We start from the raw sequence: 16,874 nt of genomic DNA on the forward strand, positions 1-16,874 counted from the left end.
TGACATGACCCCAGGCTGGATTACCACAACGCTGCTGGACAACGACACCCCCGGCGGCTGGGCCGTCGCCCGCAGCCGCGACGGCTTTTTACATGACACCAACGGCCCGCTGTTCCCACGGGAATGGCTCAAGCGCCAGGACCTGCCGGTGTTCGCCGAACACGGCATCGGCTACCTCGACGGTGAGCCGGTGTATCTGTTGGAACTCGACTCGTCCAGCGAGGTGCCTGGGTGCAGTTGGCAGGGCCTGCGTGGCTTCATGCTGCAGGGCGATCACGCGTTGTACAAAGTGTTGGGGTACGCGGCGCAGATCGGCACCTGGGCGCGTGAGCATCGGTTCTGCGGCAGTTGCGGTCAGGCCATGGTCCAGGTGCCCCGCGAGCGCGCGATGCATTGCCCGCCCTGCGACCTGCGCAGCTACCCGCGGATTTCGCCGAGCATGATCGTGCTGGTGACCCGTGGCGATGAGATCCTGCTGGCGCGTTCGCCGCGTTTTGTCACCGGCGTGTACAGCACGTTGGCGGGGTTTGCCGAGCCGGGCGAGTCGGCCGAGGACTGCCTGATCCGCGAAGTGCGCGAGGAAGTGCAGGTGGAGGTCAAGAACATCCAGTACATGGGCAGCCAATGCTGGCCGTTCCCCCATTCGATGATGCTGGGCTTTCATGCCGAATACGCCGGTGGCGATATCGTGCCTCAGGCCGATGAGATCGAGGACGCGCAATGGTTCAACATCCATGACCTGCCGCCGTTGCCGGCGTCACGTTCGATTGCGCGTTACCTGATCGACCTCTACCTGGCCCGCCGCTTAGGCCACGCTGAACCAGTGCTGCCAGGCTAGGCGCACCGTCAGGCCCAGCACCACGGTGATGAACACCGGGCGAATGAATTTGGCGCCGCCGCTGATCGCGCTGCGTGCGCCAAAGAATGCGCCACACATTACCGAAACGCCCATGGCCAGACCGACGATCCAGTCCACCGAACCGTTGAAGATAAACACCGACAGCGCCGCCGCGTTACTGACGAAGTTCATGCTGCGCGCCACGCCGCTGGCTTTGACCAGGTCGATGGGGTAGAGCAGCATCGTGCTCACCGTCCAGAACGCCCCGGTGCCGGGGCCGGCCACACCATCATAGAAGCCCAGGCCGAAGCCCTGGGTGGCTTGCCATTTCTTCTTGATCGGCGCTTCGGCATCCAACGGTGCCTTGGGCGTGCCGCCAAACAGCAGGTAGACGCCGCAGGCAAAGACGATCACCGGCAGCATCTTGTTCAGGGTTTCGGCGGGCAGGTAATGCGCCACCACAGCACCGACGAGCGCGCCGACCAGCGTACCGACGATGGCATGCACCCATTGGCGCGGGTGGAACAGCTTGCGGCGGTAGAAGGTAAAGCTGGCGGTGGCCGAGCCGAAGGTGGAGCTGAGTTTGTTGGTACCCAGTACCAGGTGCGGCGGCATGCCGGCGGTGAGCAGCGCAGGCGTGGTCAGCAGGCCGCCACCGCCGGCGATGGCGTCGATGAAACCGGCAATAAAGGCCACGACGGCGAGAATGGCGAGGGTGGTGAGGTCAACGCTGAGTTCGAAGGGCATGGGATGGGCTTATTGTTGGCGGGGCTGCTGAGGGGCGCCATCTTACCTTCCGAATGTAAGAGATCCAAATGTGGGAGGGGCGGTGCGACGATTCGACTTGCTTGCTCCCACATTGGACCTGTGTTCACTGGGTTATTTGTGGGTGCCCAGCCACTCCAGCGCCGTGCGCCACACGCAAATCCCCAGAAAATACGCCGACATCAGCGACCACAACCCGAACGTCCATGGGTTGGTATTCGGGTAATCGACCACCATCAGAAAGCTGCACAGCAGCCAGATCGTGGTCACCGCGATATTGATCGGCATAAAGCGCTTGACCCGAAACGGGTGCAGGAACTTCATCGGCGTCACGGTCAGCAGCGCCAGGCCGATCACGGTCAGCAGCGTCACCCAGGCCTCTGGCTGGATGATGTAGACGCACAGGGCGACCACATTCCAGGCGGCGGGGAAGCCGACGAAGTAGTTGTCCTTGCTCTTCATGTTCACGTTGCAGAAGCAGAACAATGACGACACCAGGATCACCGACACGGTGAACAGGTGGGTGAACTCCGGCAGGTCGATGTAGCGGTAGATAAACAGTGCGGGAATGAACACATAGGTGAGGTAGTCGATCACCAGGTCCAGCACCGAGCCGTCAAAGCTGGGCAAGACCGTGCTGACATTCACCCGTCGCGCCAGGGAACCGTCGACGCCGTCCACCACCAGCGCCAGGCCCAGCCAGAGCAGGCAGGCCTTGGGTGAGTTCTCCAGCAACGCCAGGGTGGCCAAAAAAGCCAGGACCACGCCGGTGGCGGTAAAGCCGTGGGCGCCCCAGGCTTTTATTCTGGCTACATGCAGGGTCGATATCACGGGCGGTTCTCCAAAAGGTCAAACGGGGCAGCCGACAGCGTAACGCGGTCGAGTCTGGCCGGGGAATGCAGGTATCGACCGGGAAGGGGGGCATAAGGTTCACCGCCCGGCGTATCGCTTAGCGTAGCAAGCGTAGGACGTTTCGGCATCACCCTTGGCGGAATACCAGCGCCTTCAAGCCACTTTGCGCGTCAATATCTGGAAATTCCGGCGGGTTTTTCAGGCGCTCGACAAAGCGCAGGCCCGGCGCTTCGCGGGTCACACCGTCGATCAGGAAGTCTTCGCCATAGGCCGGGTCGTTCATGCACGCCAGCACCGTGCCCTGGGGCGACAACAAATCCGGCAGGCGGCGCAGCACGCGCTGGTAGTCCTTGGTCAGCAAAAAACTGCCTTTCTGGAAGGAGGGCGGGTCGATGATCACCAAGTCATACGGACCGCCGTGAGTCACCTTGGCCCAGGACTTGAACAGGTCGTGGCCCAGAAACGTCACTTTGCTCAGGTCGTGACCGTTGAGGCGATGGTTGTCGCGACCACGGCTCAGGGCGCCACGGGCCATGTCCAGGTTCACCACATGCTCGGCGCCGCCTTCGATGGCCGCCACCGAGAACCCGCAGGTGTAGGCAAACAGGTTGAGTACGTGCTGACCTTTGGCCTGCTCGCGCACCCAATTGCGTCCATAACGCATGTCGAGGAACAGGCCGCTGTTCTGTTTTTTGCCCAGGTCGATCAGATAGCGCAGGCCGCCTTCGGTGATGGTCAGCTCGTCGATGGCGTCTCCCACCAGCCACTCGGTGGTGCTTTGCGGCAGGTAGCGGTGTTGCAGGGCCACGGTATGGGCGCCGAAGCGCGCCCAGTCGAACTGCAACAATTGCTGCTTCAAGGCTTGCAGGTGTTCGGTTTCCTTGAACACGGCCACCAGCACGACGCCTTGCAGCCAGTCCACCGTCAACTGCTCCAGCCCTGGCCAGCAGCGACCACGGCCGTGGAACAGGCGCCGGGTTTCAGTCGGGGCGCTGGTCAGGGCGTTGAGCAGGTGGGTGTGCAGGGTAGCGAGTGCGTCTGGGTTCATCGTTGAGCGTCAGTCGTTGAGCGGGCGGCATTTTAAACACAATCGAGCGCGGTTGTTGCTCAGAGCGTGGCGATCAAGGCTGGCCCAAAGGACTCACGCAGAAAACCAGGTGCGATGTACCGCTCGTAATGCGCTTCGGAGAGCAGGAAGAACTCCCGATCAATCGCGTCGCGCAGGTCTGTGAGGTTGCGTTCGCGAAACTCCGGCAACAGCGCCAACCCATAGGCATCCAGCTTGGAAATCACCCGTGCGCCCCTGGCAATCAACTGGTAGGCCCAGCAATACGGCGACTGGTGCGGCACAAAGCGAATCTTGCGGTCTTCCAGTTGCTGACGCAGGCGTTGCGGGTCGAAGACTTCCAGCTTGCTGGCCATGACCTGCACCAGCAATTGTTCAAGGCGCAGCCACACCGCCTGTTTTTCTTCGGCGTTGTAGCCATTCCACTGGATCACTTCATGGTGATAACGCTTGCAGCCGCGGCAGACCAGGTCACCGTAAACGGTGGAACACAGGCCGACGCACGGCGTCTTGATGGTTTGGTTGGGCATAAAGGGCAATTTGCAAAGTTTATGGAACACCGCATTCCCACATTGGGATGTGTGTTGCTGATCAGTCCCAGCTCAGTGCGCCGCCGGTCTGGTACTCGATCACGCGGGTTTCGAAGAAGTTTTTCTCTTTCTTCAAATCCATAATCTCACTCATCCACGGGAACGGGTTCGTCGTGCCTGGATATTCTTCTTTAAGACCAATCTGCGACAGACGACGGTTAGCAATGAACTTGAGGTAATCCTCCATCATCGCCGCATTCATGCCCAGCACCCCACGCGGCATGGTATCCCGCGCGTATTCAATCTCCAACTGCGTCCCCTGCAGAATCATCTGGGTCGCTTCTTCCTTCATCTCGGCATCCCACAAGTGTGGGTTTTCGATTTTGATCTGGTTGATCACATCGATACCGAAGTTCAGGTGCATCGACTCGTCACGCAGGATGTACTGGAACTGCTCGGCCACGCCGGTCATTTTGTTGCGGCGGCCCATGGAGAGGATCTGGGTGAAGCCGCAGTAGAAGAAGATGCCTTCCAGCACGCAGTAGTAGGCGACCAGGTTGCGCAGCAGTTCCTTGTCGGTGTCGACGGTGCCGGTTTCGAACTTCGGATCGGAGATCGAGCGGGTGTACTTGAGGCCCCAGGCGGCTTTTTTAGCGACCGATGGAATCTCGTGGTACATGTTGAAGATCTCGCCTTCATCCATGGCCAGCGATTCGATGCAGTACTGGTAGGCGTGGGTGTGGATCGCTTCTTCGAAGGCCTGGCGCAGGATGTACTGGCGGCACTCCGGGTTGGTGATCAGGCGGTACACGGCCAGGACCAGGTTGTTGGCGACCAGGGAGTCGGCGGTGGAGAAGAAGCCGAGGTTGCGCATGACGATGCGGCGTTCGTCGTCGGTGAGGCCTTCGGGGTTTTTCCACAGGGCGATGTCGGCGGTCATGTTGACCTCTTGCGGCATCCAGTGGTTGGCGCAGCCGTCGAGGTACTTCTGCCAGGCCCAGTCGTACTTGAAGGGCACGAGTTGGTTCAGGTCCGCGCGGCAGTTGATCATGCGTTTTTCATCAACGGCGACGCGGGCGGAGGCGCCTTCGAGTTCGGCGAGGCCTTCGGCGACGTCGAGTTTGTCGAGGGCGGCTTTGGCGCGGATGATCGCAGCGGAGTCATTGGCAGTGACGTTGCGCGCTTCCAGGGCAGCGGCAGCGCCGGCACCGTCGAGGCGGTCCATGTTGGCTTCGCTGGCGTGGCCGGCGTTGGCGCCCTTGATCACCGCTGCACCGGTGTCCTCGTTGTCGACTTCGTCCCAACTCAGCATCGAAATACTCCTTCCTGGTCTGTTCTGACGGCGTGTGAATCCGCCTAAAAATTGATGATTTGCAGGCTGTTAGGCATTGAAATACTGCGCATAGTGTGGTCGGAAAATACCGATGCTGCACACTATGTAGTGGTCTGTCTTGTTGGTGGGCACACTATATGGTGTGTAACACAGCGGGTCAACGCACAAGAGTGGATCGACTGTCGCAGGAGGCCAAGCGCGTGCGGCCTGGCTGCCCGCGCCTAAGCTAATTCTAAAAAGGTATTTATTAGAGGTTTTTAAGATCGTTTAGCTTGGACGCTTCCAAGGATTCTGTTCAAGGAGCGAGCCGCCGATGGCCCACGTACAGTCAATCACCGCTTTGCCGCTGCTGGACCTGTCCCAGCTCGATGGCAGCCCGCGGCAGCGTCAGCAGTTTCTCGATGAGCTGCGTCTGGCGGCGCGGCATATCGGGTTTTTCTACCTCACCGGGCATGGTATCGACCGCGACTTGCTGGCCCAGGTGCAGCAACAGGCGCGGGCGTTTTTTGCCTTGCCCGAGGCCGACAAACGGGCGGTGGGCATGCTCAACTCCCCGCATTTTCGCGGTTACAACCGCGCCGCCTCCGAGATCACCCGGGGCCAGCCGGACCTGCGCGAACAATTCGATGTCGGTGCCGAGCGCGAGCCCTTGCCCCCGGCGCAGTACCCGGCCGCCTGGGCGCGCTTGCAGGGGCCCAATCAATGGCCGACGGCTCTGCCTCAACTCAAACCCCTGGTGCTCGGCTGGCAGCATGCGATGACGCAAATGGCCCTGCGCCTGTTACGCGCGTTCGCCCAGGCCCTGTCCCTGCCGGAAGACGCTTTTGATGCGCTGTATGGCGACAAGCCCAACGAACATATCAAACTGATCCGCTACCCCGGTCGCCATGCCCAGCAAAGTCGTCAAGGCGTCGGCGCGCACAAGGATTCCGGTTTCCTCAGTTTCCTGCTGCAAGACGAGCAGGCCGGTTTGCAGGTGGAAGTGGAGGAGGGCCGTTGGATCGATGCAGAGCCGCGCCCCGACACGCTGGTGGTGAATATCGGCGAACTGCTTGAACTGGCCAGTAATGGCTACCTGCGCGCTACCGTCCATCGCGTGGTGTCGCCGCCGGTGGGCAGCGAGCGCTTGTCCCTGGCGTTTTTCCTCGGGGCGCAACTGGACGCAGTGGTGCCGGTGTATCAACTGGCGCCCGAGCTGCTGCGCGATGCCCACGGCCCCGAGAGCGATCCGCGCAATCCGTTGCTGCGCGATGTGGGCTGGAACTACCTCAAGGGGCGCCTGCGCTCCCACCCCGATGTCGCTCAACGTTTCTATGCCGACGCCACGCTGCCCCAAGCGCTGTCCGCCTGATCAGGAGATCACCGATGTTGAAAACCACCACCCTTACCCTGGCGGCCTTGCTGGCCTCATTCAGTGTGTCTGCCGCCGACGCATTGCGCGTGGCCGCCGACCCGATCCCCCATGCGCAGATCCTTGAGTACGTACAGAAGCTCGACCCTGGCCTGAAGCTGAAAATCATCGAAGTCCCCAACGGCGTGAATTCCAACGAGCTGCTGGCCCATGGTGATGTCGACGCCAATTACTTCCAGCACCTGCCGTACCTCCATTCCCAGGAACAGGCGCTCGGCCAGACGTTCGTGGTGGCTGCCACGGTGCATATCGAACCGTTGGGAATCTATTCGCGCCGGCATACCAGCCTCGCTCAAGTGCCGGACAAGGGCACCGTCGCCGTACCGAATAACGTCACCAACCTCAGCCGCGCGCTGTACCTGTTGCAAGCCAACGGCCTGATCAAACTCAAACCGGGCTTCAATGACGCCGCCAAGGATCAGGCCACGCCCAAGGACATCGCCGAAAACCCCAGGCATTTGAAGATTCTGGAGATTGAATCCCCGCAAATTCCCCGCGCATTGGACGATGTGGACCTTGCGGTGATCAACGGCAACTTCGCCCTGGAAGCCGGGCTCGAACCGGCTAAGGATGCGTTGGGCCTGGAGCAGGCCAAGGGCAACCCTTATGCGAATATCCTCGTCACCACCCCCAAGCTGGCGGATGACCCACGCATCCGCCAGTTGGCCAACGACTTGCGCTCGCCGGAACTGGCCAAGTTCATCAGTGAGAAATACGCCGGCTCGGTGATTCCGGTGGTGGTCGAATGATCGTTGTCGAGGGCGTCAGCAAAACCTACGCCAACGGCCAGCCGGCGGCGTTGGATAACGTGTCGTTGCAGATCGCCGATGGCGCGATCTTCGGCATTGTCGGGCGCAGCGGCGCGGGTAAAAGTACCTTGCTGCGCTGCTTGAACCTGCTGGAGCGGCCGACGTCCGGGCGCATCCTGCTGGATGGCCAGGACCTGACCCGCTTGAACGACAAACAGCTGCGCCAGCAACGCCAGCGCATCGGCATGATCTTCCAGGGCTTCAACCTGCTGCATTCGCGCAACGTCGCGGATAACGTCGCGGTGCCGCTGGAGATCGCCAATGTGCCCAAGGCCGAGCGCGCGGCGCGGGTGACGGAGCTGTTGGCACTGGTGGGGCTCAGCGACAAGGCCCAGGCGTTTCCCTCGCAGTTGTCCGGCGGGCAGAAGCAGCGTGTAGGCATCGCGCGCGCCTTGGCCGCGCGCCCGGCGTACCTGCTGTCGGACGAAGCCACCAGCGCGCTGGACCCGGAGACGACGGCGTCGATCCTTGAACTGTTGCGCGACATCAACCGGCAGCTGGGCGTGACCATCGTGTTGATCACCCACGAGCTGGAGGTGGTCAAGGCGATCTGCGACAGCGCGGTGTCCCTGGCCGATGGCCGCGTGGTGGAGAGCGGCACGTTGCTGCAGCTGCAGGCCGACCCGTCGTCGCGTCTCGGGCGCTCGCTGGTCCCCAGCCTGCAAGTGGTGAGGGCCGTATGAACACCGATTGGAGCGACATCCTGCAATTGCTGCTCAACGCCACCGGCGAAACCTTATACATGGTGCTGCTGGCCGGACTCTTCACCCTGTTGATCGGCCTGCCCTTGGGCGTGCTGCTGTTTATCAGCCGAGCCGACGGCCTGTTCCCCTTGCCACGTCTGAACCAAGGGTTGGGCGCGGTGATCAACCTGGGACGTTCATTGCCCTTTGTGGTGATGTTGATCGCACTGATTCCGCTGACCCGCTTGATCGTCGGCACCACCCTGGGCAGCACCGCCGCTGTGGTGCCGATCACCATCGGTGCCTTTCCGTTCTTCGCGCGGATTGTCGAAACCGCGCTGGATGAAGTCGACAAGGGCCGCATCGAAGCCATCGTGGCCATGGGCGGGGATATCCGCCATGTGATTCTCAAGGTGTTATTGCCCGAGGCCTTGCCGGCCCTGGTAGCCGGGACAACCTTGACCCTGGTGATGCTGATCGGTTTTTCATCCATGGCCGGGGTGATCGGCGGTGGTGGGTTGGGCGACCTGGCGATTCGTTACGGTTACCAGCGCTTCAATAACCAGATCATGGTGGTCACGGTGATTGTGCTGGTGCTGCTGGTGCAGGGCGTGCAAAGCCTGGGCGATCGTTGTGTGCGCTCATTGGCCCATCGCCGCTGAGGCGCCGCCCAGCGCGCGTGAGGCCTTGAGCAACAGCGCTTCAAACACCTGCTGCACCCGTGGCTCATCGCTGTGGGCCACATTGAAGCGCATCGAATCGTGATGGGCCGGGTCGTAGCCGAAGAGCGCACCCGGCGCCAGAACCATGCCGCGTTTCAATGCCTCCTGGGCCAGCCATTCGCCGTCCACTCCCGTCGGCAGGCGCGCCCAGATAAACATCCCGCCTTCGTAGGCCATCGGCAGTTCGCAGCCGCAGCGCCTGAGCCAGTGTTCGACACGCCCGCCGGCCTCGATCAAACGCCGGACCATACGCTTGCGGTGCTTGGTGTAGCTGCCTTCGCTGAGCATGCGGTACACGATCTGTTCGAACAGCTCCGAGGTCACGCCACCGCTCATCAGTTTCATGTTGGTGAGGTTGGCCGCCAACTGCGGCGCGGCCACCACGTAGCTGACGCGGGTATTGGCGCTGAGCATCTTCGAGAAGCCCGACAGGTAGGTGACCTGCTCCAGCCCTGCGATGGCGGCCAGGCGTGGCGGTGGGTTGGGGTGCAGGTCGCCGTAGAGGTCATCCTCGACAATATGGCACTGGTACTGCTGGGTCAGTTGCAACAGGCGAAAGGCCTGGCTGGGGCTGAAGGAGTGGCCCGTGGGGTTGTGCAGCACGCTGGTGGTCAGGTAGAAGCTGGGGCGATGCTCGGCCAGCAGTTGTTCCAGGACGGTGAAATCGAAGCTGTCGGGGCGGCGCGCGATTGTCACCACCTTGACGCTATGCAGGGCCAGGTTGGCGTGGAAGTTGAAATAGCACGGCGCGTCCAGCAGCACCGTATCGCCGGGCCGCGTCAGCAGGCGCATGAGCATGTCCAGGCCCTGTACGGTGTTGGGGGTGGTGATGATCTGCTCCACCGGCACCGACAAACCTTCACTGTGCAATTTCTGTTGCAGGGCCTGGCGCAGCGGCAGGAAACCGGCCGGCGTGCCCAGCCCGGCGATGCGCAGCGCCGGCGCGCGTACCACGCTGCGCATCGCTTGGCGCAGGGGCTCGGCGTCCAGCCATGCTTCTGGCAAGTGGCCGCCGCCGGGGCGCAGGTCGCCGTCGGCGGTCACCAATGGGCGGCGCAAGACGCTGAGCAGGTCTTGGGGCAGCAGGTCGACCCACGCCACCGACGCCGGGCGTGGGCTGTCCATCGTCACAAAGTGCCCACGGCCCTGGCTTGAGGTGAGCAGGTTGCGCCCACGCAGGCGGTCCAGGGCTTCGTTGAGGGTGAACTTGCTGACGCCCAGGGTCTGGGTCAGTTCACGCACCGAGGGCAACTTGCTGCCGGGTGCCCATTCGCCGTGCTCGATGGCCTGGCTGAACGCTTCGACGATCTGCTGCACTTTCGGCGTGCCTTCCACAAAGGCAATTGCACGTACAAACATAAACCTTCCTTGTGTTTGCCGGTGTTTTTACCGGTAAAGTCAGGCCGAATTAGGCATTACTTTACCTGCCTTGTGCAACGCCGCCTGCCTAGACTGCGTACTCCGCTCCCCAGGTTCCAGGCCATGACCAGTGCGTTAACGCTGTCTTCGTTTCTCTATTTCCTGCTGTTTTGCGCGACCATGACCTTCAGTCCCGGCCCCATGACCCTGCTGCTGTTGAGCCTGGGTTTGAAGGACGGCTTGCGCAGTTCGATCCCGGCGCAGATCGGCGCCAGTGTGTCGTACCTGATTTCAATCCTGATCTTTGCCCTGGGCTTTTCGGAATTGATCAAAGGTAACGTTGCCATTACCCAGGGCATCCAATTTGTCGGCGTGGCCTACATCCTGTACCTGGCCTACAAGCAATGGACCGGCAGCGGCGTGTCGATCGACAACGCCGCTGCCGCGCAAGGGTCGCGCAGCCTGTTCGGCAAGGGTTTGCTGACCGGGTTTTCCAACCCCAAGACCTTCATCATGTTCAGCGCTGTGTTCCCACAGTTCGCCGGGGCAGGGGAGCACAGTTCGGCGGCGGATATCGCCATCCTCGGGGCGACTTTTCTGTTGTTGCAGTTTGCCAGCGGCTGCCTGTATGGCTACTTTGGCCAGCGTATCAAGCATGTGCTGGAAAACCCCGGGCACCGGGTACTGTTGCAGCGGATCACGGCGGTGCTGCTGTTGGGGGTGGCATTGATGCTCGCGCGCGGGTTTTCCCACTAAGCGCTTTGGACGGGTGGCCGGATGAGGAATAGTGGCTATTTGCCGGTGCCCTGATAGACTCCAGGCATTCTCCCTGGATGACACCCCACCATGCCAGCCGCCGGAGGAAAAGGACTTCCGCTCGCTTTGCGCCTCTACAAATCCCGCACCCTGGGGCTGACGCTCGGTTTTGTGTGCGTGGTGTTCGGCATGTACCCGCTGGACCCTCCCGTGTGGGTATGGGGCTGGATGCTGATCAACGCCTTTGTCTGGCCTCACCTGGCCTTCCAACTGTCTTTGCGCACAACCCAGGCACTGCGCAGTGAGCGTCGCAACCTGTTGTTCGATTCGTTTTGCGGCGGGTTCTGGGTGGGCGCCATGCATTTCAACCCGCTGCCGAGCGTCACCACCTTGTCGATGATGACCATGAACAACGTCGCCATCGGCGGACCGCGCTTCATGTTTGCCGGCTTAATGGCGCAGACGCTGGGCATCGGCACGGCGCTGCTGATCTTCGCCCCGGCGTTCATGGCCGTGACCACCCAGGCCCAGCTGTATGCCTGCCTGCCGATTCTGCTGCTGTACCCGTTGGCGCTCGGTTGGATCTGCTATCGCCAGGCTGTAAACCTGGCCCGGCACAAACGCGAATTGATGACCCTGAGTCGCACCGACAGTTTGTCCGGCCTGCTCAACCATGGCGCGTGGAAAGATCACCTGGAAATCGAATTCCAACGCTGCCGTCGCGATCAGCAGGGCGCGGTGATTGCGCTGATCGACATTGACCATTTCAAGTTGATCAACGACACCTACGGCCACGTCACCGGTGACATCGTCCTGCGTCAACTGGGTAAAGTACTGCGCCAGAACCTGCGCGCCACCGACCTGGCCGGGCGCTACGGCGGCGATGAATTCTGCGTGATCCTGCCGGGAATGCCGCTCAACCACGCCACCGACGTGATGGAGGCGTTGCGCGATCGCTTCAACGCGTTGGCCTACGCCCAGGACCCGGCGCTGCGCGCCAGCTTGAGCATCGGCCTGGCGCCGTATCAACCCGGGCATGCCGATTCCACCAGTTGGCTCAACGATGCCGACCTGGCGTTGTATGAAGCCAAAAGCAGCGGGCGCAACCGGGTCAGCGCGGTGCAGGGCAGTTGGTTGCGGTCGGTCTAGTGGGGTAGGGTGTGGCGGTCCCTACACAAAACAAGGATCGGTTTATGCGCTTTATCTTCCCGCGTACCCTTCTGGCCACCACCCTGGCCTTGTCCTGCGCCCTCCCGGCCTACAGCGCCGAACCCCATAAACAGGTGCAGGCGGACGCCGAGCAGTACAAGGCCGAGGCCCTGAAACTGCTGGAACGCCTGGTGAATATCGATTCGGGCTCCGGTTACGGACCGGGCCTGACTCAGGTCAGCGACATCGCCATCGAGGAACTGAAACAGCTGGGCTTCAATATCGAACGGGTACCGGATGCCGCCGCCAACAGCAGCCATGTGATCGCCACCCTCAAGGGCAGCGGCAAAGCGAAGATTTTGCTGATGGCCCATATGGACACCGTGTTCAAGGAAGGCTCGGCCGCCGAGCGCCCGTTCCACATCAAGGATGGCCGCGCCTATGGCCCAGGCGTGATGGATGACAAGGGCGGCATCGTGGCCGGCATCTACGCGCTCAGAGTCCTTAAAAACCAGGGTTTCAAGGACTATGCGCAGATCACCTTCCTGCTCGACGCCAGCGAAGAAACCGGCTCCGACATTGCCTCCGAACTGATCCGCAACACCGCCAAGGCCCACGACGTCACCCTCAACCTCGAACCCGGCCGCCCCGCCGACGGCCTGGTGGTGTGGCGCAAAGGCAGCGCCACCGCGGTGGTCGAAGTCAAAGGCAAGGCCGCCCACGCCGGCGTCGCCCCGGAACTGGGGCGCAACGCCGCCATGGAAGCCGCGCACCAGATCCTGCAACTGGGCAAGCTGGGCGATGAAGAGAAGAAAACCACCATCAACTTCACCGTGATCAAGGCCGGCGACCGCACCAACGTCATCCCCGACCAGGCCACCGCCAAGGCGGATGTACGCGCGGCGTTGCCCGAAGAGTTCGATCGCATCGAGAAGGACCTAGTGCGCGTGTCAGCCAACAAGCTGATCCCGGACACCGAAGTGACCACCAGCCTCAAACGCGGCCTGCCGCCGATGCCGCAAACGCCGGAATCGGACAAGTTGGTGGCGATTGCCCAAGGGATTTATGGGGAGTTGGGTAAGACGTTGACCATTGAAGGCAGCGGCGGCGCGGCGGACGCGAGCTTGTCGGCCGGGGTGGGAACGCCGACGTTGGATGGATTTGGGATTGTTGGCGGGAATATTCACACGTCCGAAGAGTATGCGGAGGTGGAGAGCGTGGTGCCGCGGGTTTACCTGCTTAGTCGGATGATCATGGAGCTTTCGACGCGGTGATTTGAAGTTGCGCCGGGCTCACGCTGATGGGTGAGCCTTTGTGGTGAGCAGGCCCTGTGGTGAGCAGGCTTGCCCTGCGCTGGGCTGCGAAGCAGCCCCAAACCTGACATCGCTGATTGAACCGATACACCGTATCGCCCTGACGGGGGGCCGCTTCTCGGCCCAGCGCGAGCAAGCTCGCTCACTACAGGGGGTTGTGGGTGTGGGTGTGTTGCTACCACGTTGCTGGATCTTCGAGGCTGGCTTTTTGGAAATCTTCTTTCCAGCCCGCCTGTGTCAGTCTGTAAATTTCTTCGAAAAAGCCTCTTGGATTATCCATATCACCCCATCCCCAAGGCAGAGTGCAGTAATAGCCGGGAGCTTGGACTAGTACTTGGGAGAAGTCATAATTCTCGTCATTAAGCGCGGCGTCCAGAATATCGAATAGAGATTTTCGATGCCGATAATTTAAGTCTGCGCTTTTATCAATTATATATTTCTTGATTAACTGCTCTCTGTCGGCATCATTGTTGATGTCGTAGCCTGCAAACTCTTCGCCCAAAGTTTCTTCACGGTCATAGATGTCGAACGGGCCGAGAAAATACCGAAGCTTGGGTTCGTAGGGTACGTCTAGGAATGGGTGCTTTAGCATTGGTCGTTGCTCACTGGAAATACGGTATAGAGTTTTTTAGTTTCGCGATCAAATTTCGCGATTGCGGCGTCCATGTTCTCATCGAGTATGGGATTGTTCAGGTCCTTCGGGTTGGGTATATAGCCTACTCCACAGCCTTGCTTTACTACTCTGACTATGGGGTTGCCATAGTAATCCTCTCCGGTGAAAGGGGGCAGGTTGCGGGAGGTTCTAGTTGTGACCTCGTTCAATACGGCGAGTTGCGCTCTATGGGATTTGAATTTTGTGCTGAGCTGCATAGGTTTTCCTATGTTATTTATAGAGATTCTGAATGCTGTGGTGTTTTATTTTTGGGCTTAATTCGCCTCAATTTCGTAAAGCTTAAGACAATCTAAAAGCACTTTCATGAAGCGTCTTTTGTCAATGATTTCGTCGTCAAAGTAAGTGTCGAAAAGATAGAAGACAGATTCAAAATCTTCATCGGTTTCTAGAAAATGACGGATGGTGTCGATATGCCACTGGCGCTCATCGTGCCCGTATGAGATAAATTCTGGCTTAGTAAGTTTGTTAAATAACTCGACGAGTTCTTTGTCGTTGTTTACATTTTTGGATGCGATGAAAATCTCTCTTTCGGGGTCGTCAAGATTTTCAATGCTATAGGTGAATAATAGGCTGCGGAGGATTGAAAGTTTAGGTTGGTATTTCATGTCAAAATTCCGTATAGGCGGTAATCGGGTTTCCGTCTGTATCTAGTATTACTATGGCTTTTCTTTGTTTTCCATATACCAGCGTGTCTTTTTTATAGCCTTCTCCGATTATTTTTCCCATATCCATCGGTTCGCGAGATGTTTCAAGGTTGGTGCGTCGAAATATAAGCTTGGCACGATAGATGGCGTTTAGCTGGTCCCTGTGGCTTAGATATCGAGTGGCCGCACTAGGTATCTTTAGCTGTCCAGCTCTACGCCCTCCAACGTATCTTTCAATTTCTCCAGTGGTTGGATTCTTGGCTGTCTGCACCCTCTCAAGTTGGGATTGACGAGTTGTCTGTGCCCCGTGTTTTTCCAAAAAGTGTGCTCTTGGGATTACCTGTTCAATCTCTTCCAAGCGTCTGTAAGCGTTTGCCTCTGCAAGCTCATCAATCCTTGTCTGTCGCTCCGCACGTGTCAGTTGCGGTAAAGCGGGTTCTCCATGATCAACGCTTGGCGTTGTGGGGGGAGCGGTTTTTCCAGGTTTGCACCCATCCCCACCTGGACAGGAATTTAACCCTAGCGGATCTACCCATCCAGTAGGATTGGGCACGTATTGATACGTGTTGATCCCACCCGCCAGCTTCACCGGGTCCGGGGTCAGGTAACGACCAATGTCTGGATTGTAGTAGCGATGGCGGTTGTAGTGCAGTCCGCTTTCCGGGTCGAAGTATTGGCCTTGGAAGCGCAGCGGGTTGTCGACTTTTCCGATATCGAGGCGGCTGATTTGACCGTAGGCGCGGTAGTGGGCGGACCAGACCATTTCTCCGTCTGGGGCGGTCAGCTCCTGGGGTGTGCCGAGGTGGTCGAGTTGGTAGTGGTAGGGTTTTGTTTCCTGTGGATCAAATCCTTCCAACAGGGCCAAGGGCCGGAAACTGTCCGGTTTATAGAGATAGCTGCGATGGCGGTCCGCATGGTGTTCGGCGATGAGTTTGTCGCCCTGCCAAAAGAACTCGGTGGTGATGCCGTCCACGGTTTTGCTGATACGCCGCCCGAACGGGTCATAACGGTAACTCGCCGTTTGGCCGTTGGGCTGCGTAATACCGATCAACCGATGCTGACAGTCGTATCGGTATTCGGTCACTAAGGCGTGGCCCTTGCCACGCCGTTCGCGGATCAGGTTACCGAAGGCGTCGTAATCGTAATGCCGGTCGCCCTGGATCATAAGGCGGTTGCCGGCGACGATGTCGGGGCCGGGGCGGTCTTGCATGAGCAGGTTGCCGGCCGGGGTGTGGGCGAAGTGTTCTTGCTGGTCTTGCGAGTGGTTGGCGTGGGTCAGGCGGTTGAGTGGGTCGTAGCGGTAGTGGTGTTCGCCTTTGCGGGTGTCGTTGAGGCGGGTGAGGTTGCCGGATGGGTCGTAGTCGTAGTGGCGTTGGTAGAAGTAGTTTTCCTGCTGGGTGATGGTGTGAGCGTGCAGGCGGTGCTGGTCGTCGTAGTGGTAGTGGCTGAGCAGTTGGCCTTGTTGGCGTTGGTGTTCCTGGCCGGCTTTGAAGAGGTGCGAGGTGAGCAGTGTGCCGTTTAACTCGACGGTGGCGAGGTGGCCGCCTTTGGCATGGTTGAAGGTGAGGCGGTTGTTGTCCGGAAGGCGCAGATTTTTCAGCTGGCCGCAGGCGTCATAGCCGTAGCGCAAGGTGCCCCAGCCTTGATGCTCGGCGATGAGACGATTTTGAGCGTCATACTCGTAGGCCAGCGCCCAGTGGCCATCGTCGACGCTGAGGAGGTTGCCTTGGCAGTCGTAGGTGTAATCGACCTTGTTGCCGTCGGGCAGGTTTTTTCGTACGAGGCGGCCGGCGTGGTCGCGTTCGTAACGGGTGATTAGCTGACGGCCGTCGTCGCCGTGTTCGGTTTTTTCCTGCAGGTTGCCGTTGAGGTCGTAAACGTAGGCGGTGCGTTGGCCGTCGAAGCCGATTTCCTGCTGGATCAGGCCGTTGGGGTGGTAGTCCAGTCGGTAGGTTTCGCCGATTTCGTTTT

17 protein-coding genes are annotated in these 16,874 nt (G+C 60.0%); 8 read left to right on the forward strand and 9 right to left on the reverse strand.

Annotated elements, in window-relative coordinates:
• The first annotated feature begins 4 nt into the window (after nucleotides 1-4).
• Nucleotides 5-838 (forward strand): NAD(+) diphosphatase, encoded by an 834-nt coding sequence (nudC, locus tag V6M90_RS16920; protein WP_042944619.1) that lies wholly within the window; start codon nucleotides 5-7, stop codon nucleotides 836-838.
• Here the strand turns inward: nudC and V6M90_RS16925 are convergent.
• The 5 genes from V6M90_RS16925 to V6M90_RS16945 form a co-directional block, all read right to left on the reverse strand.
• A complete protein-coding gene (locus V6M90_RS16925) occupies nucleotides 806-1,585 on the reverse strand; it encodes a TSUP family transporter (RefSeq protein WP_003173707.1) in 780 nt (259 codons plus the stop codon). The two genes, nudC and V6M90_RS16925, sit on opposite strands and share 33 nt — an antisense overlap.
• Before the next feature lie 132 nt (nucleotides 1,586-1,717).
• Nucleotides 1,718-2,434: a phosphatidylcholine synthase gene (gene pcsA, locus V6M90_RS16930; protein WP_003173708.1), complete on the reverse strand. Its 717-nt coding sequence runs from the start codon at nucleotides 2,432-2,434 to the stop codon at nucleotides 1,718-1,720.
• A gap of 148 nt (nucleotides 2,435-2,582) precedes the next feature.
• On the reverse strand, nucleotides 2,583-3,503 hold the full coding sequence (locus V6M90_RS16935) for a class I SAM-dependent methyltransferase (RefSeq protein WP_141063853.1): 921 nt from the start codon (nucleotides 3,501-3,503) through the stop codon (nucleotides 2,583-2,585).
• 59 nt (nucleotides 3,504-3,562) lie between these two features.
• Nucleotides 3,563-4,051, reverse strand: coding sequence for a DUF1289 domain-containing protein (locus V6M90_RS16940; protein ID WP_042944623.1), 489 nt, complete (start codon nucleotides 4,049-4,051; stop codon nucleotides 3,563-3,565).
• Nucleotides 4,052-4,112: 61 nt separating this feature from the next.
• Entirely contained in the window at nucleotides 4,113-5,363 is a 1,251-nt protein-coding gene (locus tag V6M90_RS16945) for a ribonucleotide-diphosphate reductase subunit beta (protein ID WP_003173711.1), read from the reverse strand.
• 334 nt (nucleotides 5,364-5,697) lie between these two features.
• On the opposite strand from V6M90_RS16945, the gene V6M90_RS16950 reads away from it, so the two are divergent.
• The 4 genes from V6M90_RS16950 to V6M90_RS16965 are packed head-to-tail and all read left to right on the forward strand — an operon-like array spanning nucleotide 5,698 to nucleotide 8,949.
• Complete coding sequence (locus V6M90_RS16950; RefSeq protein ID WP_305429477.1) at nucleotides 5,698-6,735, forward strand: isopenicillin N synthase family dioxygenase; 1,038 nt, start codon at nucleotides 5,698-5,700, stop codon at nucleotides 6,733-6,735.
• A 14-nt stretch (nucleotides 6,736-6,749) separates the two neighbouring features.
• Nucleotides 6,750-7,544 (forward strand): MetQ/NlpA family ABC transporter substrate-binding protein, encoded by a 795-nt coding sequence (locus V6M90_RS16955; protein WP_003173713.1) that lies wholly within the window; start codon nucleotides 6,750-6,752, stop codon nucleotides 7,542-7,544.
• Nucleotides 7,541-8,287, forward strand: a complete 747-nt coding sequence (locus V6M90_RS16960; protein WP_141063851.1) for a methionine ABC transporter ATP-binding protein — start codon at nucleotides 7,541-7,543, stop codon at nucleotides 8,285-8,287. Before V6M90_RS16955 ends, V6M90_RS16960 begins: the two co-directional genes overlap by 4 nt.
• Nucleotides 8,284-8,949, forward strand: coding sequence for a methionine ABC transporter permease (locus V6M90_RS16965; protein ID WP_141063850.1), 666 nt, complete (start codon nucleotides 8,284-8,286; stop codon nucleotides 8,947-8,949). The genes V6M90_RS16960 and V6M90_RS16965 overlap by 4 nt, the downstream gene beginning before the upstream one ends.
• Here the strand turns inward: V6M90_RS16965 and V6M90_RS16970 are convergent.
• Nucleotides 8,929-10,368 (reverse strand): aminotransferase-like domain-containing protein, encoded by a 1,440-nt coding sequence (locus tag V6M90_RS16970; protein WP_332846810.1) that lies wholly within the window; start codon nucleotides 10,366-10,368, stop codon nucleotides 8,929-8,931. The two genes, V6M90_RS16965 and V6M90_RS16970, sit on opposite strands and share 21 nt — an antisense overlap.
• 123 nt (nucleotides 10,369-10,491) lie before the next feature.
• Between V6M90_RS16970 and V6M90_RS16975 the strand changes: the two genes are divergently transcribed.
• The 3 genes from V6M90_RS16975 to V6M90_RS16985 all read left to right on the forward strand — a co-directional run bounded on the left by V6M90_RS16975 (nucleotide 10,492) and on the right by V6M90_RS16985 (nucleotide 13,547).
• Nucleotides 10,492-11,124 (forward strand): LysE family translocator, encoded by a 633-nt coding sequence (locus V6M90_RS16975; protein WP_003173717.1) that lies wholly within the window; start codon nucleotides 10,492-10,494, stop codon nucleotides 11,122-11,124.
• A 90-nt stretch (nucleotides 11,125-11,214) separates the two neighbouring features.
• Nucleotides 11,215-12,273, forward strand: coding sequence for a diguanylate cyclase (locus V6M90_RS16980; RefSeq protein ID WP_003173718.1), 1,059 nt, complete (start codon nucleotides 11,215-11,217; stop codon nucleotides 12,271-12,273).
• Between the two features lie 44 nt (nucleotides 12,274-12,317).
• A complete protein-coding gene (locus tag V6M90_RS16985) occupies nucleotides 12,318-13,547 on the forward strand; it encodes a M20/M25/M40 family metallo-hydrolase (RefSeq protein ID WP_332846811.1) in 1,230 nt (409 codons plus the stop codon).
• A gap of 214 nt (nucleotides 13,548-13,761) precedes the next feature.
• On the opposite strand, the gene V6M90_RS16990 is transcribed toward V6M90_RS16985, so the two are convergent.
• From V6M90_RS16990 to V6M90_RS17000, 3 genes are all read right to left on the reverse strand, one after another.
• Nucleotides 13,762-14,178, reverse strand: a complete 417-nt coding sequence (locus tag V6M90_RS16990; RefSeq protein WP_078824488.1) for a hypothetical protein — start codon at nucleotides 14,176-14,178, stop codon at nucleotides 13,762-13,764.
• 335 nt (nucleotides 14,179-14,513) lie between these two features.
• Nucleotides 14,514-14,864: a hypothetical protein gene (locus V6M90_RS16995; RefSeq protein WP_332846812.1), complete on the reverse strand. Its 351-nt coding sequence runs from the start codon at nucleotides 14,862-14,864 to the stop codon at nucleotides 14,514-14,516.
• Between the two features lies 1 nt (nucleotide 14,865).
• Nucleotides 14,866-16,874, reverse strand: a 2,009-nt coding sequence (locus tag V6M90_RS17000; protein WP_332846813.1) for an RHS repeat domain-containing protein, incomplete at its 5' end; no start/stop codon positions are given.

The organism is Pseudomonas lactucae (assembly GCF_036688725.1).
Classification (GTDB): domain Bacteria; phylum Pseudomonadota; class Gammaproteobacteria; order Pseudomonadales; family Pseudomonadaceae; genus Aquipseudomonas; species Aquipseudomonas lactucae.